General features: G+C 62.8%; 7 protein-coding genes and 1 pseudogene. 6 read left to right on the forward strand and 2 right to left on the reverse strand.

Annotation, left to right across the window (positions count from 1 at the left end; translation table 11 throughout):
• Positions 1 to 223: 223 nt before the first annotated feature.
• The 6 genes from leuD to leuB all read left to right on the forward strand — a co-directional run bounded on the left by leuD (position 224) and on the right by leuB (position 3,915).
• Positions 224 to 829: a 3-isopropylmalate dehydratase small subunit gene (gene leuD, locus QZ564_RS18925; protein WP_297113462.1), complete on the forward strand. Its 606-nt coding sequence runs from the start codon at positions 224 to 226 to the stop codon at positions 827 to 829.
• Between the two features lie 6 nt (positions 830 to 835).
• The gene (locus QZ564_RS18930) at positions 836 to 1,258 is read left to right on the forward strand and encodes a GNAT family N-acetyltransferase (RefSeq protein ID WP_297113464.1); all 423 of its coding nucleotides are present in this window, start codon (positions 836 to 838) and stop codon (positions 1,256 to 1,258) included.
• Between the two features lie 12 nt (positions 1,259 to 1,270).
• On the forward strand, positions 1,271 to 1,660 hold the full coding sequence (locus tag QZ564_RS18935) for a RidA family protein (RefSeq protein WP_297113466.1): 390 nt from the start codon (positions 1,271 to 1,273) through the stop codon (positions 1,658 to 1,660).
• Positions 1,657 to 2,085 (forward strand): GNAT family N-acetyltransferase, encoded by a 429-nt coding sequence (locus QZ564_RS18940; protein ID WP_297113468.1) that lies wholly within the window; start codon positions 1,657 to 1,659, stop codon positions 2,083 to 2,085. Before QZ564_RS18935 ends, QZ564_RS18940 begins: the two co-directional genes overlap by 4 nt.
• A gap of 3 nt (positions 2,086 to 2,088) precedes the next feature.
• Entirely contained in the window at positions 2,089 to 2,727 is a 639-nt protein-coding gene (locus tag QZ564_RS18945) for a CPBP family glutamic-type intramembrane protease (protein ID WP_297113470.1), read from the forward strand.
• Positions 2,728 to 2,814: 87 nt separating this feature from the next.
• Entirely contained in the window at positions 2,815 to 3,915 is a 1,101-nt protein-coding gene (gene leuB / locus QZ564_RS18950) for a 3-isopropylmalate dehydrogenase (RefSeq protein WP_297113472.1), read from the forward strand.
• A 186-nt stretch (positions 3,916 to 4,101) separates the two neighbouring features.
• Here the strand turns inward: leuB and rpsP are convergent, their stop codons facing one another.
• Together rpsP and QZ564_RS18960 are read right to left on the reverse strand one after the other, a co-directional pair.
• Complete coding sequence (gene rpsP, locus QZ564_RS18955; protein ID WP_297113474.1) at positions 4,102 to 4,476, reverse strand: 30S ribosomal protein S16; 375 nt, start codon at positions 4,474 to 4,476, stop codon at positions 4,102 to 4,104.
• Between the two features lie 34 nt (positions 4,477 to 4,510).
• A pseudogene (locus QZ564_RS18960) lies at positions 4,511 to 4,875 on the reverse strand (signal recognition particle protein); the annotation flags it as partial.

The following is a 4,875-nucleotide window of genomic DNA, read 5'->3' on the forward strand; positions in this document are numbered from 1 at the left end:
GGGGGGGGGGGGGGACCATGCAAAGCACGGTGGAGGGGGTGCCACACCCACGATACCGCCTCGACTTAAGCGTCAATTGCTCCCCTCTCCAACGCCCAATGGCGGTTCCCCTCTCCCGTAAAACGGGAGAGGAAGCCCCAACCGTACGCTTCGGTACGGTTTGGCCTTGACCGAAAGCCCGGATTTGCGCAATGACCTTGGCCAATAGCGAGGTCTTTGCCCCATGGACAAGTTCACCACCCTGACCGGTGTCGCGGCACCCCTGCCGATCATCAATATCGACACCGACATGATCATCCCCAAGCAGTACCTGAAGACCATCAAGCGGACGGGTCTGGGCACCGCGCTTTTCAGCGAAATGCGCTACAATGAGGACGGTTCGGAAAACCCCGATTTCGTGCTCAACAAACCCGCCTATCGCCAGGCGCAGATCATCATTGCCGGCGACAATTTCGGCTGTGGCTCCAGCCGCGAGCACGCGCCCTGGGCCCTGTTCGATTTCGGTATCCGCTGCGTCATCTCCACCAGCTTTGCCGACATTTTCTACAATAACTGCTTCAAGAACGGCATCCTGCCGTTGGTGGTTACGCCCGAGCAATTGAAGCTCCTGCTCGACGATGCCGAGCGCGGCTCCAACGCCACGCTGACCATCGATCTGGAGGCCCAGACCATCAAGGGACCCGATGGCGGCACGCTCACTTTCGACATCGACCCATCCCGCAAGCAGATCCTGCACGAAGGGCTCGACGACATCGCCGGCACGCTGAAATCGGATCCCTCCATCTCCGCCTTCGAGGGCAAGATGGCGGCCGAACGCCCCTGGCTCTGATTTCCCATGGTCGAGATCGTCTTCGAGCCCGAGCCGCTGCCCGAAACGCGCGCGGCCATTCTCGAAGGCCTGATCGCCTTCAATCAGCAACAGACGGAGGGCACCCAAAGCCCTCCGCGCAATGTCGCCCTGGCCCTGCGCGATCCGGAAACCGGCGCAGCCATAGGCGGTCTCACCGCCCGCATCGGCTATAGCCGCATGTTCGTGGAACTACTCTATGTTCCTCAAACATTGCGCGGCCAGGGCATTGGCGAAAAGCTCATGCGAGAAGCCGAGGAATTAGCGCGGCAGGCCGGCTGCATCGGCATCCGGCTCGACACGTTCTCTTTCCAGGCGCCCGGTTTTTACGAAAAGCTGGGCTACACCGTCTTCGGCACACTTGCTGACTACCCACCCGGCACAGCCAGTTCTTCCTTCACAAACCCCTGAGTTGATCCTCCAATGGTCCAGCGCGTCTCCACCGGTTCCCCTTTTGAAGCCACCTTCGGCTATTCTCGCGCCGTGCGGCACGAGGACACCGTCTATGTCTCCGGCACGACGGGCTATGACTATGCCTCGATGACCATGCCCGAGAGTGTTGGTGAGCAGGCGAAAAACGCTCTCGCCACCATCGACAAAGCCCTCAAGGAAGCCGGTTCGTCCATCCAGGACACTGTGCGCGTGGTCTATTATGTCGGTGACCGCTCTTACGTGGACGAGGTCGTGGCCGCTGTCGGTCCGGTGTTCAAGGACATCCGGCCTGCGGCCTCCATGCTCATCGTCCAGATGATCGAGGAGGGCATGAAAATCGAAATCGAGGTGACCGCCCGCATCGGGGCCGCCAACTCGTGACCGCAACGCCCCGCCTCGAATTTGTCGACGCGCCCAGCGCCTCCGACATCGAGGCGGTGGTGGGCATTCTGGGCGCCGCCGCCGAAGGCCAGCACCCGGGCGGCAATTACCGCGACTTTGGCTTCCTGCTCAGGGACGAGGCCGGCACCATCCAGGGCGGCCTCACCGGCTATGTGCTCTACGGCTGGATGTTCATCCAGTTCGTCGCCGTTGCCGCAGAGCTGCGCGGCCAGGGGCTGGGCCGGCTGCTGATGCAGCAGGCCGAAGACTGGGCCCGCCAGCAGGGCCTGGGCGGCATGTGGCTCGACACCTTTGCCTTCCAGGCGCCCGACTTCTATCGCGATCTCGGCTTCGTCGAGTTCGGCACCATCGAGGACCATCCGGCCGGATCGCGGCGCATCTTCTTCCAGAAGCGTCTGGGCTGATCGATGCGCCCCCGGCAACTGGCCCTTCCGGCACATGCAGCGCTCGTCATCGGGGCGCTGTTTTTCGTGGTGCCCGCGCTGACCAACTGGCATCCGCAATATGGCTATCTGTTCGCGCTGACCTTCTATTGGCTGTTCTTCTGCCTGCCGGTGATCGGCTGGCACGCGCTTGAGGGCAATGACGGGCGGCTGTTTTCCGAAAAGCTCCGCTGGCGCGACTGGTGGATCATTCCGCTGCTGCTGGCGCAGGCCGGGCTCGTGGGCGTTGTCAATTTCGTACCCAATACCTCGATCCTGACCAGCGGTTCGATGTATCTCGCTCTACTGATCGCCACCATCAACGGCCCGCTCGAGGAAATCGCCTGGCGCGGTGGCTTTCTGGGCACATTTCGCGACCGGCCGCGTCTCGGCTTCTGGCTCGGCTGGGGCCTGTTCACGCTCTGGCATGTGCCATTGGCCATGAGCCACGGCATCGCTTTCGACGGCGGTGCGGCGGCCCTGATCGGTGGCGCCGCACTTCTGGGCTTGCTCTGGAACTGGATCGCCTGGCGCACCGGCTCGGTCTTTTATGTGAGCATCGCTCACACCCTGACCAATGTCTTCGCTTTCTGGGTGCTGTTCTCGCGGAACGGTTTTGCCTGATCCCGCCTTGCGCAGAGCCCCGAAAACCTTGTATGTCGGCACCAATTTTCAGGTGTACCCACCAGTACGGCGAGGAGCTTTCCGATCATGGCCACCCATTCCCTCTTCCTTCTGCCCGGCGACGGCATCGGCACCGAGATCATGGTCGAGGTGGAAAAGCTCATCGCCTGGACCAATGCCGAGGGCCTGACGGACTTTTCGACCGATTCAGGGCTCGCCGGTGGTGCCGCCTATGACGCCCATGGCGTGGCCATCACCGACGAGGACGTCGCCAAGGCCAAGGCCGCCGATGCGGTGATCTTCGGTGCCGTAGGCGGCCCCAAATGGGACAATGTCCCCTATGAGCACCGCCCCGAGGCGGCGCTCCTGCGCCTGCGCAAGGAACTAGCCGTGTTCGCTAATCTGCGTCCCGCCATCTGCTACCCGGCCCTGGCCTCGGCCTCCTCGCTCAAGAAAGAGCTGGTCGAAGGCCTCGATATCCTGATCGTGCGCGAATTGACCGGCGGCGTCTATTTCGGCGAGCCCAAGACCATTACCGATCTCGGCAATGGCCAGAAGCGTGCCATCGATACCCAGGTCTATGAGACCTATGAGATCGACCGCATCGCCCGCGTCGCCTTTGACCTCGCCCGCACCCGCGGCGGCAAGGTGCATTCGGCCGACAAGAAGAACGTGATGAAGTCCGGCGTGCTTTGGGACGAGGTCGTCCGCAATGTCGCCAAGGACTATGCCGATGTCGAACTGCACCACATCCTGGCCGACAATGCCGCCATGCAGCTGGTGCGCACGCCCAAGCAGTTCGACGTCATGGTCACCGACAATTTGTTCGGCGACATTCTCTCCGACGTCGCCGCCATGCTGACCGGCTCGCTGGGCATGCTGCCCTCCGCCTCGCTCGGCGCCCCCGATCCGGTCACCGGCAAGCGCAAGGCCTTCTACGAGCCCGTCCACGGTTCGGCCCCCGACATTGCCGGCAAGGGCATTGCCAACCCCATCGCCATGATCGCCAGCTTCGCCATGGCCCTGCGCTATTCGTTCAACATGATCGAACTGGCCACCCAGGTCGAGAACGCCATTTCGGCGGTGCTCAGCGATGGCCTGCGGACAGGCGATATCGCACAGGACAACTGCAAGACCGTCGGCACCGAGGAAATGGGCGCGGCGATTTTGGCCAAACTGAAGCGCTAACGCCCTCGTGGTTCGAGGCTACGCTCCGCTTCGCACCTCACCATGAGGTCGTGTCGAATGCAGAGTTCACCCGAGCCCTCATCCTGAGGTGCCGCAAAGCGGCCTCGAAGGGCGAGGGCGACCATCGCCAAGAAAAAAAGCCCCGGTGTCTCCACCGGGGCTTTCTCATTCAGGCAGATGCCAAAGTTACTCGGCCGAAGCTTCTTCTGCCGGGGCGTTGGCAGCGGCGGCCTTGGCGGCCTTTTCTTCAGCGCGTTCCTTGGCGCGATCGCCGGGTTCACCCTTCTTGGGGTTGTTGCGGGCATCACGCTTGGCCAGACCGGCAGCGTCGAGGAAGCGCAGCACGCGGTCGGTCGGCTGGGCGCCATGCGAGAGCCAGTGCTTGGCGCGCTCGGCGTCGAGCACGACACGGTTCTCGGCGTCCTTGGCCAGCAGCGGGTTGAAGGTGCCCAGCTTCTCGATGAAGCGGCCATCACGCGGCGAACGGGCGTCGGCGATGACGATGTGGTAGAAGGGGCGCTTCTTGGTGCCAGCGCGGGCAAGGCGGATCTTGAGAGCCATTTTTCAGTCCTGTCAGTAAAGTCGGTTTAAGGGGTTATTTCTTCTTGCCCAGGCCAGGCAGGCCGGGGAAACGCGGGGCTCCGCCAAGCCCGGGCAGAGCCGGGCCTCCGGAGGATTTCAGAAGCGCGTTGACGTCGCTGGGCAGCGATTTCTGCGCCGGAAGGTCTGCCGAGGGCAGGCCCTTCAATTGTTCGGGGTCGACGCCGGCCTGGCGCGCCATGGCTTCGAGCTGCTTGGGATCCATCTTGGAGAGATCGGGCATGCCGCCCATCATCCCACCCATCTTGCCGCCGAACATGCCGGCCAGCGAGCCCATGCCGCCCTTACTAACCTTCTTCATCATATCCGCCATCTGGCGGTGCTGCTTGGCGAGCTTGTTGATTTCCGAGACTTCCACAC

It is taken from the genome of uncultured Devosia sp., assembly GCF_913055165.1.
Classification (GTDB): Bacteria; Pseudomonadota; Alphaproteobacteria; order Rhizobiales; family Devosiaceae; genus Devosia.